We start from the raw sequence: 19,654 nt of genomic DNA, 5'->3' as shown, positions 1-19,654 counted from the left end.
TTTCTCCATTTCCTTTCATGCTCACTTTTCTTTACTCTATTCTTTCACAGCCCCACTTGATAATCCGCTTATGAGGTAATTCTGTGCAAAGATCACAAAGACTGCCACCGGTATAAACGAGCTTACGCCCCCTGCTGCTACCAATCCAAAGTTTGTAACATTATCTTCTGTATTCAGCACCGCCAGGGCCAAAGGTATCGTATAATTGGATGGGGACCGTGTCAGAATCACGCTGTATGTATATTCATTCCATGCATACAGAAAGGAAAGCATGGCAATCGCCGCAATCCCCGGCAAAACCAGAGGCAGTACAAGTCTGGTGAAAAGCTGCCACTCTGTTGCACCGTCGATCTTACCGCTCTCTTCCACTTCCTCCGGCAATTCCTCGAAGAAGGACACCATAAACCAGATAACCAGAGGGATATTAACCAGCATGCACGCCAAGATTATCGGAAGTCTCGTCCCCATCACCCCCATCCTGGTAAACAGGGTATACAGCGGAATGACAAATGCTACCGGCGGCAGCACTCTGATCAGCAGCACCCACCCGGTTACAGGCAGCCTCAGACGAAACCTAAAGCGTTTCCGCGACAATATGTAGGCTGTGGTAAGCCCCAGCGCCAGAGACAGCACAAGCGCAGTCCCCGCATTGATCAGGCTGTTTTGAAGGGCTGTACCAAATGACTTCTGATTAAACAGTTCTGTAAAATGGGAAATGGTAAGCTGTTGAGGAAATAATCCCGCTCCCGAACTGGTTTCCGCCGTCGGACGGATTGCCATGATTATCAGCCAATAGATCGGAAACAGTGTGACAAACAGTAAGACGGACAAACCGATTCCCTTCCATAAAAATATGCATTTTTTTCTCATAAGCCCTCTGTTCACCCGGCTTATATCCCGTTCAGCTGCTGCTTTTGTTCTTACCGGCAGCGCACGCTCTGTCATTTCCATGTTGAATACCTCTCTTTCTACATCTTTCTTCTGAGATGAAGATTCATAATATCTGTTCTGATATAATCATAGGAAAACAGAACAGGGATTCCTTCATCATTTATATGCAGCTGTTCAAGAAGCACTACCGGCTCTTTTAGATACACAAGCGCCAGTTCGTCCCATGCGTTATTGGGATTAACTCCTTTAATGAAGGTATCCGCACCGGCAATTGTGACACCGCACTTATCTCTCAATAACTGAAAGATACTGCCCTTTAACCCCTCATCGAAGATATCACCCACCAGCTTCTCCGGAAATATATTATAGGAAAATACAACCGGCACCCCATTGGCCGTTCTCTCTCGGTTCATCACTACGATCCGATCCTGCTGTGTCAGCCCCAGCCGCTCCGAAACCACCAGATCCGGCGTTTCATGGGTGACGCTGTAGAATATACTTCCCGCTTCATATCCCGCATTTTCAATCATCTGCCCGATGGAGCTTAAAAACATGATTGGATTCTCCATCTTCTGCTTGTTCTCTTTTACATAAGTTCCTGAACCGTGACGCTTGTCCACCATTCCCTTTTGCTGCAGAATATTCAAGGTTTCCCTTATGGTGGATCGCCCCACATGGAATTCTCCTGCAAGCGCTAACTCCCCTGGTATCTTCTGGCCGATCTGCCATTCTCCGTTTCTTATCTTGTTTTCCAGAATTCCTGCTATCTGTTCATAACGGTACTGCATCCTGTACTCTCCTGTTTTCGTTTTATGTCTCGCAATAGTTGTCAGACATCTTTTATGTTTTTAATTATAGAGAGAGGAAGTAAAATCTGTAATCATCTTTACGTAAACTGTTAGTAAAACCGGGCATGTACTGCCAAAGTAAGCAAAAGCGAGTATAATCAGGAGAGGGGAACTAATCAATGAAAGCCAGTGATACTCTGATCTTTATCATCAGCTTATCACTGGCCGGAAGTATTTTATATGGAATTGTATCAAGGATAAACTTACTTTTTAAAGACCAGGAGCATCTCCAGGGAACTGCAGAACATTACGCAGTTCATCCGCCGCTGCGAATCCACTCCACCCATACCGAGTAATATTTCCCCAGAATATGTGCGCCATCAGTGGAATAAGCCACAGACAAATTTCCGTTCTCATCGTCAAAGAGGCTGTTGACATCGATGTAACGACAGCCGGTATCTTCCGCTATATTTTTAATAGATTTATTTAGGGCATCAATTCTCTGGTTATTAAAAATATTGCTTTTGGCGGCTTTTTCCCCTGTTACGTGTAAATTGGCCTCAAGCACCAGGGCTGCCGCAGGCTGCTCTGCGCGGATTCTCTCCACGACAGAGCGGTATTGATTGACAATTGCCTTATCTTCATATCCAAGCTCGTTGATACCCAGCATGAGATAAATCGTTCGATAGTTTTCCGACGCGAACACTTCCTCCAGCGTCTTTTCTCGCCGCCTTTCACGGATACCCGAGCCTCAAAGAGATTAAATACCGACATACCGGAATTCGCAAATACATCCGCCTGCCCTAAATCACCATATTCGGAAAGCCCCACAGTCCGTGAATCTCCTATAAACAACACACTGGAAAAATCTTCATTAATATCACTCACACTTACAGCCGTTTCTCCTGTCTCCGGAGATGATGGTGTACTCTCCTCTGCGTTCATTGCTTCCATCTTTTCCGTCTCTTCCGCTTCCACCGTCACGGATGCCGCCATTTCTGCGCTCTGTGCCTCCACCATACGGTTGTCCGCAAGTATTGCCCCCGTCTCCCGGGCTATCGGTTCGTTTTTCGGTATATCCATTGACAGTTTCGTGGCTGCCATGACAATCATACTGCCTGTCAAAAGAATACTGTACCAATATCTTCTCATCCCACACCTCCGCCTTCAATCATAAATCTAAAATCTGAAATATAAAAACGGATCGTCCATTCCAATACGTATACAATACACACAAGCCCAGAAAACGGCCAGAAGCACAACTGCCGTAACCAGGGAGTATTTATGCCGATTATAAATTCGACAGGGGATATCCGTCATAAACACAAGCCCAGCCGCAATGGAGACCGCGTAAAGTTTTCCATACTTCAAATAATCCCCGCTGAAATAGAAAAGGCTCTGTTTCATTAAAAATGGGAACAGTCTCTGAAAATACAGCAGGATCTGTCTGATGTCCGTAACGGCAAACACAAGCCAGGTCAAAGGAATCGTAAGCATCATATAGAGATGTCCGATTACCCGCCGCCGTTCCAGCACCCGAAGCAGTCCAATGCGCTCGATGGACATGATCAGGAACAGCAGAAGCCCCCATATTATAAAGTTCCAGCTGGCTCCGTGCCAGAATCCGGTTAAAAGCCAGACTGCCAGCAGATTCCGAAAGGTCAAAAGGGCCCCTCTCCGGTTCCCTCCCAGGGGAATGTATACGTACTCCCGGAACCAGCTGCCAAGAGTTATATGCCACCTTCGCCAGAATTCCGTCATGGACAGAGACATGTATGGATGATTGAAGTTATTCGGAAGCTTAAACCCCATCATAGTACCCAGTCCCTTTGCCATAAGTGAATACCCGCAAAAATCAAAATAAATCTGCAGGCTGAAGGCTGCAAGACCGAGCCAGGCCAACGGGGTGGAAATGCTCTCATAACCAATCGTCTGCACTTCAGTCCATAAGCCGCCGACCCGATTTGCCAGGAGCACCTTAAAGCCCAAACCAATGGTGAACTCCCTCAGCCCATCCTCAATGGCGCGGAAGGTAACCTTCCTTCTGCCAATCTGTGCCCGTATAGAGGAATACGTCACAATCGGACCTGCGATCAGCTGCGGGAACATGCTGATATACATGCCGAAGCCAACCATAGACCGCTCATAGGGAACCGTTTTTCGATATACATCCGCCAGATATGAAACAGCCTGAAAAGTATAGAAACTGATCCCCACCGGGAGTACCGGCGCAAAAACCGGCAAATGCAATGGAATCCCCGCTCTTCCCAGAAGCAGATTAACGTTTTGGGCGATGAATGCGGAATATTTAAAAAGGATCAGCCAGGAAAGGTTATAGATTATACCGCAGACCAGCCACCTCTTTCGCATCCTCCCCAGCCTCCGCCGTCCTATCAAAATCCCGATTCTGTAGTTGACCAGAATAGAAAGGACCAGGAGAACAAAATAAAAAGGGGTATCCCTGACCCCATAAAAATAAAAACCAAGGCTTCCCGCAAAAAGCCAAAAATTCTTCCAGCTGCATGGGATTATGTAGTAGATCATCAAAAATAGCGGAAGAAACCGAAATATAAATTCTAAACTGCTGAATACCATGTTTTCCCTCTCATTTGTAAATTCCTGCTTCTTTTTTAGACAAATAATTAGGGCAAAAAGTTGCAAATATCGAGTCTTTTTAGAAAACAATTTAAAGATACATACGATAAACAGATAAGAGCTACTACGAAAATAAAATGTTAAAAGGATAACAAAAACAAACGCCCCGGCAAGATGGCTGCTGGAATGTTCGCACAAACTGCACCATCCAAATCCTTTGCAGCCGCTTTCCGTCAGTACAAATGAAAACAGATGCCCGAATCACTTCTTCTGCTAAATGGATCGATCATCCTGACTAAAAAACATTCTTGGCCTGCTCCAAATCCGACGATCCATCTGACTTCAATCCCACCGTTCCCGGTACATCGCACCTGAATAAATGTAAGTTCCCTTCTTATTCCTTACTGCAATTACAAAGAGTCCGGCAAACCAGACTTGCGCGCCGGAGCGCGGTCGCTTCAGCGGCCATACTTCCTTAGCGCGGAGTGCGCATGCCCGATAAAACGGGGCATCGGCATCTGAATCCCATACACTTTACTTTGAAAAAATGCATTTATGAGAAAAAATACCTTTTGACACCCGAATCTCACCCAATCTTTTTCAAACCTTTATTCGAAAATAAGTGTTCTGTCATCAAATTTTCTGGTCTCCTACAGACCAGACATGTTTTTCGCTGCGGGTATCCGGTCTATTTTGTGCCATTACCCCCACCAGGCGATGCGGCACATAAGCCTCCTCAAGGTATGCCAGTTCTTCGCCCGTCAGTTCTGTTTCCGCCGCTGCTGCCGCGCCTTCTATGTGGCGGGACTTTGTAGCTCCAACAACCGGGGATGCTGTCTTTGTTAAAAGCCAGGCCAGTGCAATCTCCGTCATGGATACATTCCGCCGGTCCGCCAGCTCCGCCACTCTCCCAATAATGATATTGTCCTGTTCGGCTGTTTTATCGTACTTAAGACGCGCATAGTTGTCTTCTTCCAGCCGTCTTGATAGTTCCCCCGGATGTCTTGCCAGCCGTCCGCCAGCCAGCGCGCTGTAGGGAGTCAGCGCAATATGTTCCTCCTGACAGTATGGAACCATCTCCCGCTCTTCTTCCCGAAAAATCAGATTATAATGCCCCTGAACGGATACAAACTTTGCAAATCCTTCCATTTCCGCCAGCGCATTCGCCTTTGCCAGCTGCCATGCAAAGCAGTTAGAGATTCCGATGTACCGTGCTTTCCCTGCTTTTACAATCCGGTTTAATCCGTCCATCATGTCATAAAGTGGTATCTGATAATCCCACATATGATAGATATACAAATCCACATAGTCCATACTCAGATTTTTCAGGCTCTTATCTATCATACGTTCAATGTGCAGCTGCCCGGTGATGCCTTCTGCAATTTCTTCCGTTGTTCGCGGAAGAAATTTCGTGGCGATTATCACCTTATCCCGCTCAGCATAATCCCGCAGCGCCCGTCCCACATACTGCTCACTGGTACCGCTCTGATAAGCGGCTGCGGTATCGAAAAAATTAATTTCCAGGTCCAGAGCCCGTTTGATAATTTCCCTGGAATGATCTTCATCCAGTGTCCAGGTATGCTGGCCGTTCTGTGAATCTCCAAATCCCATACAGCCCAGACAAATGCGGGAAACCATCAGGTCTGAGTTTCCCAATTTAGTATATTTCATGTTCTCAGCCTTCCTTCTCCCCTTCTATATTATCTTCTTTCATTTTTCACATGCTTTCTTTATATCTTACTTTTCAAATGCCTGTCTATACTGCTCCGCATCAACTGGTTCACACCACTCATTGCCCGCATTTTCGCCCGGGACTTCCACTGCCAGATGTGAGAACCAGCTGCCCGGCGCCGCACCATGCCAGTGTTTTACGCCTGTTGGAATGTTGACCACATCGCCCGGTAACAGATCCCGTACCTCCCTGCCCCATTCCTGGTAATACCCACGCCCTGCGACACAGATAAGTATCTGCCCACCACCCTTATCGGCACGGTGGATATGCCAGTTATTGCGGCAGCCCGGCTCGAAGGTTACGTTGAAAATACCCACCTGGTCTGCGGAAACAGGTGCTATGTAGCTCTGGCCGGTGAAATATTCTGCAAAGCTGTCATTCGGCTCCCCAATTGGAAATATCATGCTGTCCGCGTACTCTTCTTTGGCGCTGGCGGTCACCTCACCAGCCGTCCAGACCTCCTTCGCCATGCGGAATGCCGCCCACGCCTTGGGCCAGCCTGCATAAAACGCCGCATGTGTCAAAATCTCGGCGATCTCTGTTTTCGTGATTCCATTTTTCTTCGCGGTCTCTAAATGATATTTAAATGAGGAATCGGTAAGTCCTTGTGCCATTAACGCCGTCACGGTAACCAGTGAACGGTCTCTAATGGAAAGTTTATCCTCCCTGGACCAGACCTCCCCAAAAAGAACATCGTCATTTAATTCTGCAAATTTAGGTGCAAACGTACCAAGTGCCTCCCGGCCTGCTGTCTGTTTTACTGCCATTTTTTCATTTCCTCCTTGAATTATTCGTGGTCATTTGCTGTCATTTTAGCTGTTTGCTGTCATTTCAGCTGCCTTCTGTCATTTCAGCCACCTGCGTATCTCCGGTTCCGCAGATCCAGCGCTTCCGCCTCGGATCGCCAGACCTTTTTTCAGCTTTGCGCCGGGACAAAGGCGGCGGATATCCGCCTCACTGCTGCCCATACCGCTGCCCTCGTGGGTGCAAAACGGACAAATCGTTTTACCAGTGAAATCGAAATGCTCCAGAAATGTGAATACTGCCATCGGCATCGTGCTCCAGTAATTTGGAAAGCCCAGATAAATTGTATCATACTTCTCAAATTCTTCCGGATAATGCTTTAACTCCGGCCTGGCGTCCCGCCTCTGGTCCACCTGCGCCTCCGCAATGCATTCGTTGTAATCCCTGGAATATTCGTGAACTGGCTCCATTTTAAAGAGATCGGCTCCTGTCAACCGTTGAATAATGCCTGCAGCAATCTCCGTATTGCCAACTTCCAGGTTTTTGAGCATTCCGTTCACATAGTTTTGATGCTTTCTTGAAAAATAAGCAATGAGTTCTGCCATATTACCTGCCTCCTTTTTAATTTCTGGCTTAATTATAAAACAGTATTTCTTGACACGGAATCTCCAATATGTTACTTTGGTATTAACTTATAGTTAATACTCTGTTTAATCCAGGAGGCTGACCATGTTTAATCCCCAGCTGACCGTCTTTGTATGTGTTGCCGACTGCGGCAGCTTTACAAAAGCAGCAGAAACTCTATTCCTCTCACCGACCGCTGTAATGAAACAGATCAATGCACTGGAAAAGCATCTGAATCTGAGGCTTCTTCTGCGCAGTGCGCACGGCGTTCATCTGACACCTGCCGGAGAAGTCATCTACAGAGATGCGCGTTTTCTGTTCGATTATTCCAGGCGTTCCATCGAGCAGGCAAGGCAGGCCATGGATGATGCCGACCGCATGTTCTGTGTGGGAACTTCCCTTTTAAATCCAGCTAAACCGTTTATGGATCTTTGGTACAGGGTCAATCGGGCCTTTCCCAATTACAAACTTCACCTGGTTCCTTTTGAAGACAATCACGAAGGCATCCTCTCCGAGATTGCACAGCTTGGCAAAAAATTCGATTTTCTGGTTGGAGTCTGCGACTCGAGACTCTGGATGGAAAAATGCAGTTTTCTCCAGCTTGGACGCTACAAAAAGATGTGTGCCGTGTCCAGAGAGCATCCCCTGGCCTGTAAACAGAATCTGGAAATCTCTGACCTCTACGGAGAAACGCTTATGATGGTTGCCGAGGGCGATTCCGGCACCAATGACTTTATCCGGAATGACTTAAATCGGAATCACCCGGAAATTCAAATCGAAGATACTCCACATTTTTACGATATCTCAGTCTTTAACCGGTGTGCCGAAACGGAAAATGTGCTGCTTTCGCTGGAATGCTGGCAGGACGTGCATCCGGGACTTGTCACTATACCGGTAAACTGGGAATACAGTATTCCTTACGGCCTTCTGTATCCCTTGAATCCTGAGGATGATATCAGGCGGTTTGTCGATGCGGTGAAAGAATTGATTTGACATATTACGTATCCTGTTTAAGGAAAAAAATAGCTCCTGCCGTGTAACTTTGGCTGGAGCTATTAATTATTTAGGATCCGCTTTATTCTGCACATCAACATTTTTTGTTTTATTGAACCAGAATACTTCACAATCACAGCAGATAATTATTTTCCCGATTCGCAACCTGCAATTCAACCAATTTATATGTTGCATATCCACCGGTAACCAATGGCTCTCTGCTGCAAATATCTTCTGCCTCCTCACGACTGTCTGTTTTCAAAATATACATACCTGCCATCCCCGGATAACCTTTAAACACGCCGCAAATTTCCAGCTTTCCCGCATCGTCCAGCCTTCTTATATTCTCAACATGCTCTGTGACTGCTTTCTTTGTCAGCTTATTATAGGTCCTGCTCTTCTCGATCATCATCATGTACATTAATTTTTCCATGCTACACACTCCTTCCATCTATTCCAATTTACCATCTCGGTATAAGAACCAAAAACTCATAAAACTACGTTTCACTCGTACTGCCGATTTCAAGAAGATTTCCCTCCGGGTCGGCAACATAAAAGTTGCAGTTTCCCGTAACTCCACCAACTGATAAGCGTTATTTTTCATCACTTGATCAATTAATGTATTTTCGGAAAACCATACTTTTATTCCCTCTAAACAATATTCTTTCATCAAAACATCGACTGAAACAATATAAACTTGGTTTTCAACGTGAAAAGAATGATTCTCACATACAATGATAACACTCCTCTTATCTTTTACACTGCTTTGCGCTCAGCTCCCGGTTCCACTTTATCATATTACACTGCAGATTGAAAGCATAAAATAATAAAAAATATTAAATGAAATAATTGTAATATCGTGATACGGTACATTCATGGACTAATGCTTAGTTGAATAAAATACCATAAGACTACTATGATAATTATATTAAATATCTTTTTAATAAGCGTTTTAATTCCATAACATCGATAGGCTTTGCTATATGGGCATTCATACCGGACTCCAGGCAACGCTGTATGTCATCAGAAAAGGCATCCGCACTCATGGCAATGATTGGGATGGATAAAGCGTCCGGGTGATTTAATCCCCGAATTATCTTTGCAGCCTCATACCCTGTCATATGCGGCATTCGTATATCCATAAGAATGGCATCGTAATACCCCGCTGGTGATTTTTGAAACATGTCCAGGCAAATCCGTCCATCCTCTGCCCAATCCAGTTCTACACCCAGGTCAGATAATAATTCACTTGCAACTTCCCAGTTAAGCTCATTATCCTCTGCAAGCAAAATACGGCATCCGGACAAATCAATATTTTGATTCAATTTCTGGCCGTGCTCCGTTTCAATGTCCATATACTGACACAAAGCATGATACAGGGTAGATTTGAAAAGTGGCTTGGAAATAAAACCACTAATACCTGCTTCACGGGCCTCCGCCTCAAATTCACTCCAGTCGTATGCAGAAATCAGCAGAATTGGTACTTCATCTCCCAGTTTACGCCGGATTTCTTTTGCAGCCTGAATCCCATTCATACCAGGCAGTTTCCAATCTAATAGAATAATTTGATAATCATCTCTTTTTTTATGGTGTTGGATTACCAGTTCTATTGCCTTTTCTCCACTTAATGCCCATTCTGCTTTTATTCCGATGGATTCTAGTACGTCCATGGCTGCCTTACCTAATAATTCGTCATCATCAACCACCAGCATATTCCAGGAGGGAAGAACCATAACCATTTCCACTGCAGCCGCTTTTTCAAAATCAAACGTGAGAAAAAATTCGGTTCCTTTATCAGGCTCACTTTTTATATCAATGGTTCCTTTCATTGCGTCCACAATGTACTTAGTAATTGCCATTCCCAAACCGGCACCTTCAGTTTTATGTATTCTGGTTTCATCCGCACGGCTATAGGATTCATATATTTTTTTCAGAAAATCCGGCGACATACCGATTCCATTATCCTTGACCTTGATGTGAATTCGGACATACTCTTCTCCTTTTGGAGATTTTTCTTCAGAAAGGGATAATTGTATCGAGCCGCCCTCCGGTGTATACTTCGTTGCATTTGATAAGAGATTTAGTAAAACCTGGTTTAAACGAACACCATCGCACCACACATTTTCTGTCAGGATATTTTCAACATGTATGTCAAAGGTTTGCTTTTTACTCTTAACCTGTGGCTGCATAATATTAACAATTCCTTCAACAACCTCCTTTAATGAAATCTGTTCTGTTGTTAAAGTTAATTTACCACTTTCTATTTTCGACATATCCAAAACATCATTGATCAGCCCTAATAAATGTTTACTCGATAATGTAATTTTTCTAAGGCAATTCTGTACCTGTTCCCGGTCATCTATGCGGGCTGTGGCAATCGCGGTCATGCCTACGATTGCATTCATGGGTGTACGGATATCATGGCTCATATTAGCTAAAAATTCACTTTTAGCTCTGCTTGCCTCAAGAGCCACCTGACGGGCCTCCTCCAATTCATGCAGCTGAGAACGGGTTATGGAGAAATACCATCGAAAGATCAATGTCAGGATCATCAAAACTGATGCACAGGCTAACAATGTCATCACCATACGTTGACTGCTCAGACGGTCTATCGTACCACTCAATACACTGTAAGGCATTACTGCTACCAGATACCACTCAGAATAAGGTAATGGCGTACCATAAATTTGTCGTGCTTCATCGTTTATTTCAAGTATTGCAGCATACTCTTTATGCGCTCTTAGAGCAAGGCCAAATTCTTCAATAGTATTTTTTGCAAATGACTTATCTGTTACAGATGCAAGTTGATTTTGTAATTGTTCAAAAAAATCCAATAACTCTGTGTTGGGATTTTGTATGACAAAACTGCCGTCTGGCCGAATAATATGATAATACATCAATTGATTTTCATCCTCCAGAGAAAGGAAACCAGTGATATACTCCAACGGGAGAGCAGCCACCAAGCCGATACTGTTACCACCGTCCTGCATCGGATAAGCGGCTTCAATGCCAAACAGTACCACTTCATTACCAGTCGAATCAATACCTACAGCGACTTTCTTTTCCCCCTGTGTTAATGATTGTATAAAAGGGGCCGGATTAATCGGCTGTATGGGCTGTCCATAAAGCATTTCAAGTTTTCCCCCGGCTGAACAAAGTGCTACATAGTCAAAATCTCTGACTTGTGCCCTGTAAACAAGTTCCTCGTATAGTTTCTCTTTGTCTCTATTATCCGATGAAACTACGGAAGTAATACCACTGACCTGACTAAAACGTAATTCAATAACACTTTCAAAATGTCCGGACATTTGTTCATTCATTCCAGACATGTATATTTCACCAACTTCACAGATGGTGTCTCGGCTTTTTCGATTCATATAAATTCCCAGCAGGCTGAAAACAGCAATACTAAAGATCAGAAGTCCGATAAAGCTATATATAAGAAATCGTGCTGCAGCATTCTTTTTATCATTACCCATTGATGTTATCAGGTTCATAATCACATTCCCTCCGTTTAGATGAAGTATCTGCTGCCCTTATCCTCGTTAAGGAAACATATAGTCACTTTATTTTTTGTATTTTTTGACTGGTACATCATATTGTCTGCAGCTTTAAAGAGTTTCTTTGTAGTTCCGCTTCCATAAGAGCCACCTAAGCTTACAGACATATGTAATTCAGGACAGTCATCAATTATCAAACTATCAACAGAGTGCCTGATCCTCTCCAGTTTTTTCTCGAATATATCAGGGGGAATACTGAAAAAGATAATTACAAATTCATCTCCACCATAGCGGATTACGGCATCTGTTTTTCGTACACAGGATAAAACAGTTTGCGCAATTCTCTGTAACACGATATCGCCTGCATCGCGGCCATAATTATCATTGATATATTTAAAATTATCTACATCTATTATAACCATCGCCTGAATATCATCTGCGTCTTGAAAATGCTCGTCATAATACCGGCGATTGTAGACGCTGGTTAACGAGTCAATATATAGTAATTGCAGATCTTTCTGTTTACGAGATAGGAAGGTGTATTTTTCATAGGAAAATAACCTGTCATAGTCTATTTTATTTCTTATGTTCTGAATATTTTCAGTCTCCTGTTCAGAAGAGATGTCCATAAGCTCACTTTCAAGTGTATCAGCAATTTCCTGCAGACACCGTAAAAGAATAGGATTAAATGCACCACATTGTCCTTCCAGAATCATTTTTAAAGCCTCTTCATGTGAATAAGCTTTTTTATAGCAGCGCTCACTGGTCAAGGCATCATATACATCGGCCAGCGCTACCACCTGGGCAGCTATGGGTATTTCTTCCCCCTTTAATCCATCCGGATAACCATTGCCGTCATACCTTTCATGGTGCCATCGGCAAATCTCAGAAGCTACTTTGACAAGCGGGGCTTCCTGTTGCTCAATGGGCAAGTCTAACAGCATATTGGCGCCGATCATTGAATGAGTTTTTATCACTTCAAACTCCTCTGATGTCAGACGTCCATGTTTATTCAATATTGTATCTGAAATGGAGATTTTCCCAATATCGTGCAGCCCGGAAGCAGTGCTGATTAAAGAAATATCTGCTTTGGACAAAGAATATTGATCTGTAAGCCGGACCAACTGCTTTAGCAAATATTTTGTAATAGTATTCACATGCAATATATGTAAGCCGCTCTCTCCATTACGGAATTCCACAATATGAGACAGGATTGAGATCATTAGCCTATTATTATTTTCCTGCTCGTGAAACTGTTCTGCGATAATTTTCTCAAGTCGCTGCTGGCGTGCATATAAAAGCATCGTATTAGAAATTCGGCGCTGGACAATGGTCGAATCAAAAGGACGGCTGATATAGTCAAACGCCCCCAAATCATAGGCTAGCTTTATATTCGCAGGGGAATCATCAGCCGAAATCATAATAACAGCCAGGGTATCATTCCAGTGGTATTTATTTATGTAGGCCAATACTTCAAATCCATCCATTTCAGGCATCATAATGTCAAGAAGCAGAAGGGAATAATCTGTTCTATGCCTTGAAAGGAGAGAAATTGCTTCTGCACCATTTTCAGCCTCAGCCACATCATATTGTTCTTCCAGGATATCTATCAAAAGCGCGCGATTCATTTTTGAATCGTCTACAATTAAGATTTTTTGTTTTTCCATGGCTCTAAAGCTCTTTCATAAAAATTATACGGTTTTTATTATACTATTTACCTTAAATATTGACAACAGCCATATTGGTAAGGTGTGCAAATAGGTTAGTGTCTTTTGATACTGACAAAACTGTTTTGCCGTGGTATAATTCAAGAAAGGAGGCGGGTTATGAAACCACAAGAAACAAAATTTACTTTTGTATATAATGAAATTAAGCAGTGTATTTTGGAGGGCCAAATACCTCCTGGAAATACCTTGCCGTCTTCAAGAATGTATTGCGAGCAATTTCATGTTAGCAGATATACGATTAACCGTGTCTTTGACGCATTGCGCGCAGAAGGGCTGGTTACTATTCTGCCTCGCCTTGCACCAATTGTTGCTTCAAAAAAAGAGACTTGTAATTCAACAAGTACTGTTTACGAGATTTTAAAACAAAAGCAGGGCATTTTACAGATATATCAGACTTTCACTCTCATACTTCCTTCACTTATGGTTTTTTCTTTGCAGGGCTGTGATGTGGAGATAATGCCCCACTATAAACAGGCTATGAAAGCGTTGCGTTTGGGATATGCCTCAGGAGGCTGGTCTTCTCCTTCTAAATTAGGATATGATATATTAAGAATAGGTGGGAATTCTTTATTCAGCGAACTCTATTCTACATTTGGTCTTTATAATAAGCTTGCATTCTTTACAGAAGATTGCCCTTATTTCTCTAAGCATTTTGTGCAGGGGTCTGTATCTGTAACCAGTGCTATTATAGATACATTAAAGGACAATGATCCACTCACAAAGTACAACCAGTTATCAACTATGTATCAGGAACTTACGGATTCCATTGAAAAAACGTTAAATTACCTGGCAGAGACAACTCCACATTGTCCTGCACAAACTGGTTTGAATTTTTCGTGGAATCCCATGCGCGGTCAGGATTATTATTACTCAAAAATCGTTGATGACATAAATCTGAAAATCGGTCTTGGAGAATATCCTGTTGGAACGTATCTCCCATATGAAAAGCAACTGGCCAGCCAGTATGATGTCTCTTTATCGACCGTCAGAAAGGCATTATCAGAGCTGGAGCAGAGAGGCTTCGTAAAGACGTTAAATGGCAAAGGCACGGTAGTTATAGAACCGGATGATATGAAACTTCATCAGTTGGCTCTTAATTCCGGGTATGTAGAAAAGGCAGTACGTTACCTTCACGCCTTACAGCTAATGGTATTAATTATTCGTCCGGCAGCTTTAGTTGCAGCTCCACAGTTTACCCAGGCAGAACTGAATGAGTTAGCAGACCGGTTTACTTCTCCAGATTCTATTTATTTAACGGATATTTTGGAATCCATAATGAAACATACCACGTTAGATCCTTTATCTGTTATATTATCTGAAACCAATCACCTTCTTGAATGGGGACACCATTTTGCATATTATCCGTCCAAGAAACATACACTTTCACATCTTAATAAGCAGGTCATTCTGGCGTTTCAGCAGTTAAGAGAAGGGAATGCGGTCTCCTTTGCAGATGGCATAGCAGATTGTTACCGCTTCAATTTGGTTCATATGAAAAAGCGCATGGTAGAAAAATATAAGTTTCATAATGCAGCCAGTATTCGAATTCCAGAAAACTACTACTTTTCCAGTAATGGAAAGGAATAATGGTGGCTGCCGCTTCTGCCACTGTTAAGTAATAACTGAATCATCTGCCATGACATTCTATTCTTTACATAAACTTACCCAGGTTCAGAAAGATTCGAACCTGGGTATGATAATTTTACGATTAATACTGCCAGTACCATTAAATCCACGCCATACTGCTTCTCTCCTCCTTGCCAGTTCTTCATGAATTTCATCAATCTTCCGAGGTGTGAGATCATATCTTTCCATGCATCAGAAAGGGTATATCTGAAAATGCGTCTTTCTTCTCTTTTGCTTTTTGTTTTATCTGAACTTTCTGTATTCATCATTTTCCACCCTTCCGAAATGATTCTTTTATTAAGTTTAATGGATGCAAACTGCTTTAGGGACTAAAACTCATATCTCGTACCATGTGAAAGCAATAGGCCATTGGTTAATTCTACGCATAAAATTATTGTATTTTCATCATCAAAATTGTTATGTTCATTGTCAATCCATTCCCTAAATGCATCTTTCAATCCCACTGGATCGCAGAAGTTTTCAATCAAAAACACGTCAGATTTATCTCCCATGCAATATAAATAGCCGCATAATAAACGGATATATTCAGAACTCCCTTCTTGAAAATGGATAATCTCGTCTTATTCTTCCATCGACTGTTCATTTTGCTCACAGTACCGATGAAGCTTCTGTTCCTGCTTAAGTTCCCTGCATCGTTCCAGAATCGTTAACCAGTCTTTCTCTCTGAGTTCTTCCGGTCGATCCATTTTCAGTACATTATCGAATTTAACCTCCGTATGCCCTACTGCTTTTATCCCTGCCTCCTGCAAAGTCTCATCAAACTCAGAGGTCTGGGACGGGATATCTTTTTCTTCCGAAAAAGCGTGGTCATGATCCATCAACGGATAGAGTCCTTGTAGTTTGCCATTACTATTATCCATAAAAAATCCAAAGTTTGCCCCATGCCGGTCTTCATTTCCCAGAATATAATCTGCCACCTGCATGCTGTAATATCTGTCAGAATCCTTTTTTCTGATAAAATCATACTCATTCTCATCATGATAACTGCAGTAAACCTGGAAATCCTCCCACGAAACGATAGCTGTTTCTTCAGAAGATATGATCTTACACTTAACAATTTTCTCTCCACTATCGTGAATTTTCTTGATATGAGCCTCATCTGCGATCTGTTCAAGCATGTACGAATCTGCTTCCTTATAAGCCACATGAGGAACTCCAATGACATCTAAAATCTTGCTGGCCGCCAGTTCTTTTTTCCCTACTTTGTACAGATAAAGTCCGTCATCTTCCCGGATCCACGCTTTCGCTGCCATTCCCTGAACGGTAAATTCTGGCGTATGAATCTTCTGGATTACCGGCCAGAAGGTCTTGCTCACTCCGAGAAGTGCCGTTGCGGATACCGCCTTTTCTAACGGATTCCGGAACAGGCTCACCTGATCCCAGGTAAGGTTCTCTCCTTCTTCCTTCAGCCAGTAACAGTCTGAAAGCGAGGCAAAATGGAACAGTCTGGCAATCATATAGGGATTGCTCTGACTGATCCGAAACCCTGCCAGCAGCTTCTTGGCATTGGTTTTTCCTATATTCATCGTCCGGTTTTCTGTCCAGCCATGCATCACATCGTCATAATTAACCCCTGGATATCGCAGGGATATCGGAAGCAAATCGTAATCTAAAATCCTGCAGTTATAGTTTTCTATTTCCAAAACCGGTCTTTCTTTCAGCATAATCATAACTTTATCCATTACGAACCACCTCTCTTATTTTACCTGCGTAAAAAGTCTGTGTGTCTCATTATACCATTTTTTCTGCTTATATTCTATTTTTTTATGTTCCTCAAAATGATTTTCTCTCGACAGGAATCAACAGAAGGTTCCTTGAAAAGTTAGTACCCCAATTAAAAGTCACCTTATACCCCGGTCAATCTGAAACCCATAGTACCCCTGATATATTTTCTTTATCCTTGCATTCAGTACATCAGACCATTCCGTCTTTCCATTTTCCGTAAGTGTCCTGTCATTCAACGCTACGATTGTCAGAGGCATTTCATCGATCCCATCTGAGGGCAAATGAACCTCCTCCAGGGAGAAATCCAAAAGTTCCATAAGCCTTATTCCATTAGGTTTGTATGTGTAACCTTCTTCCTCCTGGTTTAATGGAACGAAAGAACGAAGAACTCTCATTTGCTCCACACATACATCTCTAATCTCATTTTTTTCCTGATCACCGGAAGCAGATTATAAAACAATTTAACCAACCAATTATCTTTCTTGATCCATTTTCTATGCTCTAAAGCAGAGAAAACATAAAATCATATGATCTTGCATGATCAACTGCTTCCAGTATATCACGCAGCGGTTCCCCCCCACAGTCAGTCCATCCTCTAAAATAACTTTTGTTTCGCTCTCAGTCAGTGAATTCCCTTCTAATGCGTTAGAGGTCCATGTCAATCCAATCCGGTAATACTTCCATAACATCACCAGCCTCTCATGTTTTTCATGATTATCATACCACAAAGTAACCCCTTCCATCATATCAGCCCACGCCCCAATTGAATTTATCCTTCCGATTGGTCAGCCTTCCTTGCCGGTTCCATCATTTTTTTCGCCATCCTCTCATCACCTTTGGACTTTAAAATGCCCTGAAACTTATTCTTTACTGTAACGGTAGTATAATAATGCTGCTACCGGTCTCCTTTTCTGGATGCAATCTCAATTTAATATAAAAAGTGCTATGGTCAAGGTGAATATTTATGATAATCTTTACCTTGACTTCAGGGAAATTGAGCAAATGCTCACTTTGTGAATATAATAAAAATGAGGTGTGATTTTATTTTTCATCGACGTTAAATCTTGCCACAAAAGAGGATTTTCAAATCACAAATGTGAAATGAAAATCCTCTTTTTTATTCGGACTGTTTCTTCACAGCCCCTTAGAACTTTTAGAGGGCAGCCTGCTATTATTTAATTAAGCTCCACAATGGAAAAGCTCCACCAAATATATAAGATCTCATCAAGCAGCACACACTAACAGTCAAAACCAATCACAACAATACCAACCAGCGCCTGTCCCCCCAGCAAAAAGTACAGAAGTATAACCCATATATCTAAATATATTATTATATTGTCAACTCGTTACAATTTTTAAAATATTTTTTTTTAAATAAAAAATAGCGTAATTAAACACAGCCAGAGCTCCAAACGCTGCAAGATATGGAATAGCAACAATTACCACAAAACCAATAACCAGCAAAGCCACTCCAAGAATAGCGAAAATAATTGTGGGAACAATCCATAAAAGGAAACGGAGAATCATTCCCAAGACAGCAAGAATATTGGCATCACTCAATTTTGCCGTAAATACACTGGAATCCAGTGAAAGAAACAAAGGTTTAAAAATTGTTGTATATAAGCTAAGACAGCTTTCGAAGCAGTGTCGGCACCAGTTAATTAATTCAACATGACCCAGTTCATAATTTTCATAAAAGTCTGTTCCCATTTTTAAAAATAAAAGCTTTGGCGCATCAAGAAAATGAAGGCGGTAAAAGAAGAACCATATAATCGGAAGCACTACAAGCATGGAAAATAGAATATTTATAATTTTATGTTCTGATAAATCACGGACAAATAACCGCATTAGAATAATGATAATTGAACCTACGAAAAATACCAGTTTATTATTCCCTATGAATACCCACGATTTATCAATGAGCAGTGGAATAACAAAAGGGGTCAGTATGATAAATGCTAAAATATAAGCAAATATCATAAATATTGCAAATATCCCGATGCCGATACCAAACAGTCCATCTTCCGGCGGGTCAAACATAAACCCATTGCCGGTTTCCGGATTGTATGTAAAAAATTTAAAATTATCACCTTTCTCATCGTGAATATGGCCATGCCCAGCCCTGTAGTAAATATGTAAAAAATTCATATGGCGCCTCACATCTCGGAAAGCAGTTGATTAATTTCTTCCCATTCTCTTTCTGCCCGTGTCTGAGGATTTCCAATACCGGAATTTTTTTTTGCTGCCTGTCGGGCAAACATTCGGAACGGATTAACGTATCCCAAACTGAAGGCAGGTTCATACAGTTCAAAGAGTGATGGTATAGCGTATACTTCATTTGTAATTTCGCCATCTTGAAGTCCTTTTGCATGCTTATAAAAAAACAGTTTCCAGAAAAGACGTTTTTTGCCCCAGTATGTGATGGAAAAAAGTGATATTCCCAATACCAGTCCCAGCGTCTGGTTGATCGTAAAGGTAACGAGACCAACAAGCATTCCCCAGATCAATCCCATAATGAGTGGGTACTTTTTACTTTTAGCCATAGCTTCTTCAAATAAGCGTTTTCTTGATTCCAAAAAATCTTTGGTACATCCCTCGTATCTATTTTTGTTTTGCATCACTGCATACCTCCATTCTCCTGTTCTTCTACAACTTTATAAAAAGAAACGGTTTTATCACTATTTTCAA

19 protein-coding genes and 1 pseudogene are annotated in these 19,654 nt (G+C 42.3%); 3 read left to right on the top strand and 17 right to left on the bottom strand.

Annotated features, from left to right (window positions below):
- Positions 1-36: 36 nt before the first annotated feature.
- Both M1L66_RS14730 and M1L66_RS14725 read right to left on the bottom strand, forming a co-directional pair.
- The gene (locus tag M1L66_RS14730; protein WP_434693734.1) at positions 37-951 is read right to left on the bottom strand and encodes a carbohydrate ABC transporter permease; all 915 of its coding nucleotides are present in this window, start codon (positions 949-951) and stop codon (positions 37-39) included.
- Between the two features lie 17 nt (positions 952-968).
- Positions 969-1,679: a GntR family transcriptional regulator gene (locus M1L66_RS14725; RefSeq protein WP_187020686.1), complete on the bottom strand. Its 711-nt coding sequence runs from the start codon at positions 1,677-1,679 to the stop codon at positions 969-971.
- Between the two features lie 179 nt (positions 1,680-1,858).
- On the opposite strand from M1L66_RS14725, the gene M1L66_RS14720 reads away from it, so the two are divergent.
- Positions 1,859-2,035 (top strand): hypothetical protein, encoded by a 177-nt coding sequence (locus tag M1L66_RS14720; protein WP_434694376.1) that lies wholly within the window; start codon positions 1,859-1,861, stop codon positions 2,033-2,035.
- Here M1L66_RS14720 and M1L66_RS14715 read toward each other — a convergent pair.
- From M1L66_RS14715 to M1L66_RS14690, 6 genes are all read right to left on the bottom strand, one after another.
- A complete protein-coding gene (locus M1L66_RS14715; protein ID WP_434694255.1) occupies positions 1,996-2,340 on the bottom strand; it encodes a GDSL-type esterase/lipase family protein in 345 nt (114 codons plus the stop codon). The two genes, M1L66_RS14720 and M1L66_RS14715, sit on opposite strands and share 40 nt — an antisense overlap.
- Entirely contained in the window at positions 2,223-2,831 is a 609-nt protein-coding gene (locus M1L66_RS14710; RefSeq protein ID WP_434694374.1) for a hypothetical protein, read from the bottom strand. The genes M1L66_RS14715 and M1L66_RS14710 overlap by 118 nt, the downstream gene beginning before the upstream one ends.
- 27 nt (positions 2,832-2,858) lie before the next feature.
- Positions 2,859-4,274 (bottom strand): MBOAT family O-acyltransferase, encoded by a 1,416-nt coding sequence (locus M1L66_RS14705; protein ID WP_434693732.1) that lies wholly within the window; start codon positions 4,272-4,274, stop codon positions 2,859-2,861.
- A 633-nt stretch (positions 4,275-4,907) separates the two neighbouring features.
- On the bottom strand, positions 4,908-5,945 hold the full coding sequence (locus M1L66_RS14700; protein ID WP_434693730.1) for an aldo/keto reductase: 1,038 nt from the start codon (positions 5,943-5,945) through the stop codon (positions 4,908-4,910).
- Between the two features lie 66 nt (positions 5,946-6,011).
- A complete protein-coding gene (locus M1L66_RS14695; RefSeq protein ID WP_434693727.1) occupies positions 6,012-6,773 on the bottom strand; it encodes a carboxymuconolactone decarboxylase family protein in 762 nt (253 codons plus the stop codon).
- Positions 6,774-6,851: 78 nt separating this feature from the next.
- The gene (locus M1L66_RS14690; protein ID WP_434693725.1) at positions 6,852-7,355 is read right to left on the bottom strand and encodes a flavodoxin; all 504 of its coding nucleotides are present in this window, start codon (positions 7,353-7,355) and stop codon (positions 6,852-6,854) included.
- Positions 7,356-7,479: 124 nt separating this feature from the next.
- Between M1L66_RS14690 and M1L66_RS14685 the strand changes: the two genes are divergently transcribed.
- Positions 7,480-8,367, top strand: coding sequence for a LysR family transcriptional regulator (locus tag M1L66_RS14685; protein ID WP_434693723.1), 888 nt, complete (start codon positions 7,480-7,482; stop codon positions 8,365-8,367).
- 133 nt (positions 8,368-8,500) lie between these two features.
- On the opposite strand, the gene M1L66_RS14680 is transcribed toward M1L66_RS14685, so the two are convergent.
- From M1L66_RS14680 to M1L66_RS14670, 3 genes are all read right to left on the bottom strand, one after another.
- The gene (locus M1L66_RS14680; RefSeq protein ID WP_187020699.1) at positions 8,501-8,800 is read right to left on the bottom strand and encodes a YciI family protein; all 300 of its coding nucleotides are present in this window, start codon (positions 8,798-8,800) and stop codon (positions 8,501-8,503) included.
- 490 nt (positions 8,801-9,290) lie between these two features.
- Complete coding sequence (locus tag M1L66_RS14675; RefSeq protein WP_434694254.1) at positions 9,291-11,846, bottom strand: hybrid sensor histidine kinase/response regulator; 2,556 nt, start codon at positions 11,844-11,846, stop codon at positions 9,291-9,293.
- 35 nt (positions 11,847-11,881) lie between these two features.
- Positions 11,882-13,534: a diguanylate cyclase gene (locus M1L66_RS14670; RefSeq protein ID WP_434693720.1), complete on the bottom strand. Its 1,653-nt coding sequence runs from the start codon at positions 13,532-13,534 to the stop codon at positions 11,882-11,884.
- A 159-nt stretch (positions 13,535-13,693) separates the two neighbouring features.
- On the opposite strand from M1L66_RS14670, the gene M1L66_RS14665 reads away from it, so the two are divergent.
- Complete coding sequence (locus tag M1L66_RS14665) at positions 13,694-15,181, top strand: GntR family transcriptional regulator (protein ID WP_434693717.1); 1,488 nt, start codon at positions 13,694-13,696, stop codon at positions 15,179-15,181.
- Positions 15,182-15,255: 74 nt separating this feature from the next.
- Here the strand turns inward: M1L66_RS14665 and M1L66_RS14660 are convergent, their stop codons facing one another.
- The 6 genes and pseudogenes from M1L66_RS14660 to M1L66_RS14635 form a co-directional block, all read right to left on the bottom strand.
- Positions 15,256-15,489 carry a hypothetical protein gene (locus M1L66_RS14660; protein ID WP_187020705.1) on the bottom strand — a complete coding sequence of 78 codons (234 nt, stop codon included), beginning with the start codon at positions 15,487-15,489 and terminating at the stop codon, positions 15,256-15,258.
- Positions 15,490-15,549: 60 nt separating this feature from the next.
- Positions 15,550-15,678, bottom strand: a pseudogene (locus tag M1L66_RS14655) (pyridoxamine 5'-phosphate oxidase family protein); the annotation flags it as partial.
- 123 nt (positions 15,679-15,801) lie between these two features.
- Positions 15,802-16,923 (bottom strand): hypothetical protein, encoded by a 1,122-nt coding sequence (locus M1L66_RS14650; RefSeq protein ID WP_434693714.1) that lies wholly within the window; start codon positions 16,921-16,923, stop codon positions 15,802-15,804.
- A 159-nt stretch (positions 16,924-17,082) separates the two neighbouring features.
- Positions 17,083-17,370 (bottom strand): hypothetical protein, encoded by a 288-nt coding sequence (locus tag M1L66_RS14645; RefSeq protein ID WP_434693712.1) that lies wholly within the window; start codon positions 17,368-17,370, stop codon positions 17,083-17,085.
- 934 nt (positions 17,371-18,304) lie between these two features.
- Positions 18,305-19,114, bottom strand: a complete 810-nt coding sequence (locus M1L66_RS14640) for a hypothetical protein (RefSeq protein ID WP_434693710.1) — start codon at positions 19,112-19,114, stop codon at positions 18,305-18,307.
- 8 nt (positions 19,115-19,122) lie between these two features.
- On the bottom strand, positions 19,123-19,584 hold the full coding sequence (locus M1L66_RS14635; protein ID WP_187020712.1) for a hypothetical protein: 462 nt from the start codon (positions 19,582-19,584) through the stop codon (positions 19,123-19,125).
- Positions 19,585-19,654 lie beyond the last annotated feature (70 nt).

Origin of the sequence: Hungatella sp. SB206, from assembly GCF_051132295.1 — a bacterium.
GTDB classification, from domain to species: Bacteria; Bacillota; Clostridia; order Lachnospirales; family Lachnospiraceae; genus Hungatella; species Hungatella effluvii.
This window is presented reverse-complemented; position numbering and strand designations above follow the sequence as displayed.

Coding starts and splice junctions, on each gene's coding strand:
- M1L66_RS14685 (WP_434693723.1), top strand. CDS start 7,480: ATGTTTAATCCCCAGCTGACCGTCTTTGTATGTGTTGCCGACTGCGGC.
- M1L66_RS14725 (WP_187020686.1), bottom strand. CDS start 1,679: ATGCAGTACCGTTATGAACAGATAGCAGGAATTCTGGAAAACAAGATA.
- M1L66_RS14710 (WP_434694374.1), bottom strand. CDS start 2,831: ATGAGAAGATATTGGTACAGTATTCTTTTGACAGGCAGTATGATTGTC.
- M1L66_RS14680 (WP_187020699.1), bottom strand. CDS start 8,800: ATGGAAAAATTAATGTACATGATGATGATCGAGAAGAGCAGGACCTAT.
- M1L66_RS14670 (WP_434693720.1), bottom strand. CDS start 13,534: ATGGAAAAACAAAAAATCTTAATTGTAGACGATTCAAAAATGAATCGC.
- M1L66_RS14690 (WP_434693725.1), bottom strand. CDS start 7,355: ATGGCAGAACTCATTGCTTATTTTTCAAGAAAGCATCAAAACTATGTG.
- M1L66_RS14665 (WP_434693717.1), top strand. CDS start 13,694: ATGAAACCACAAGAAACAAAATTTACTTTTGTATATAATGAAATTAAG.
- M1L66_RS14705 (WP_434693732.1), bottom strand. CDS start 4,274: ATGGTATTCAGCAGTTTAGAATTTATATTTCGGTTTCTTCCGCTATTT.
- M1L66_RS14660 (WP_187020705.1), bottom strand. CDS start 15,489: ATGATGAATACAGAAAGTTCAGATAAAACAAAAAGCAAAAGAGAAGAA.
- M1L66_RS14730 (WP_434693734.1), bottom strand. CDS start 951: ATGGAAATGACAGAGCGTGCGCTGCCGGTAAGAACAAAAGCAGCAGCT.
- M1L66_RS14635 (WP_187020712.1), bottom strand. CDS start 19,584: ATGCAAAACAAAAATAGATACGAGGGATGTACCAAAGATTTTTTGGAA.
- M1L66_RS14700 (WP_434693730.1), bottom strand. CDS start 5,945: ATGAAATATACTAAATTGGGAAACTCAGACCTGATGGTTTCCCGCATT.
- M1L66_RS14640 (WP_434693710.1), bottom strand. CDS start 19,114: ATGAATTTTTTACATATTTACTACAGGGCTGGGCATGGCCATATTCAC.
- M1L66_RS14695 (WP_434693727.1), bottom strand. CDS start 6,773: ATGGCAGTAAAACAGACAGCAGGCCGGGAGGCACTTGGTACGTTTGCA.
- M1L66_RS14675 (WP_434694254.1), bottom strand. CDS start 11,846: ATGGGTAATGATAAAAAGAATGCTGCAGCACGATTTCTTATATATAGC.
- M1L66_RS14720 (WP_434694376.1), top strand. CDS start 1,859: ATGAAAGCCAGTGATACTCTGATCTTTATCATCAGCTTATCACTGGCC.
- M1L66_RS14650 (WP_434693714.1), bottom strand. CDS start 16,923: ATGGATAAAGTTATGATTATGCTGAAAGAAAGACCGGTTTTGGAAATA.